The 559-nt window shown below is 42.6% G+C and carries 2 protein-coding genes; both read right to left on the bottom strand.

Features of this window, described 5'->3' with window-relative positions; genetic code table 11:
* Positions 1-257 (bottom strand): phage nozzle protein (locus N1032_RS27090; protein ID WP_259543796.1); only part of this gene is annotated, 257 nt, incomplete at its 3' end.
* Between the two features lie 9 nt (positions 258-266).
* A partial coding sequence (locus N1032_RS27085) for a hypothetical protein (protein ID WP_259543795.1) occupies positions 267-559 on the bottom strand: 293 nt, incomplete at its 5' end.

The following is a 559-nucleotide window of genomic DNA, read 5'->3' as shown; positions in this document are numbered from 1 at the left end:
ACCGCTTCACCAGTGAAGACAGCATAGTATCTTTCATTCTGGTCACGGTTAATCTGGTAAACTAAAGGTTTATCTCCGATGTAGTTAGCTGCACCAATGCGCTTAGTAAACACCAGAGGAGGACGTTTCTGTAAACCAGCGGTTTCAGATGACCACCCATTAATCTGGGTTGTTCCTTGGTCTGGGAATCTAAGTTGGTGTGGCTGTTGGGAGATACCACCTTTGAGGTTCTTGATACTTTGAGATACAATAGGCATAGATTCTCCTTATGAGCGACCGATACGTCCACCAGTCCAAGAGTCTCCATCAAGCATATTGAAGTTACCGTAATCCATTTCGTATTCCATACACAAACGGTGGGCTTCTTCTTCATCTTGCTGTAATGCCTGTTCAATCTCAGCAGCACCAAAGAAACGAATATTGAATGCACGAGATGCTTTTACGATAATCCATTTACGGAAACATTCTGGCATTTCGTCATAGGCTAACTCTTCAATCATTTTAACTTGAATAGGAGCCGTAAACAGCTCTGTATCGGCAGAAGAGTCATAAACATTAC

Origin of the sequence: Herbiconiux daphne (assembly GCF_024979295.1) — a bacterium.
Taxonomy (GTDB): domain Bacteria; phylum Actinomycetota; class Actinomycetes; order Actinomycetales; family Microbacteriaceae; genus Herbiconiux; species Herbiconiux daphnes.
This window is presented reverse-complemented; position numbering and strand designations above follow the sequence as displayed.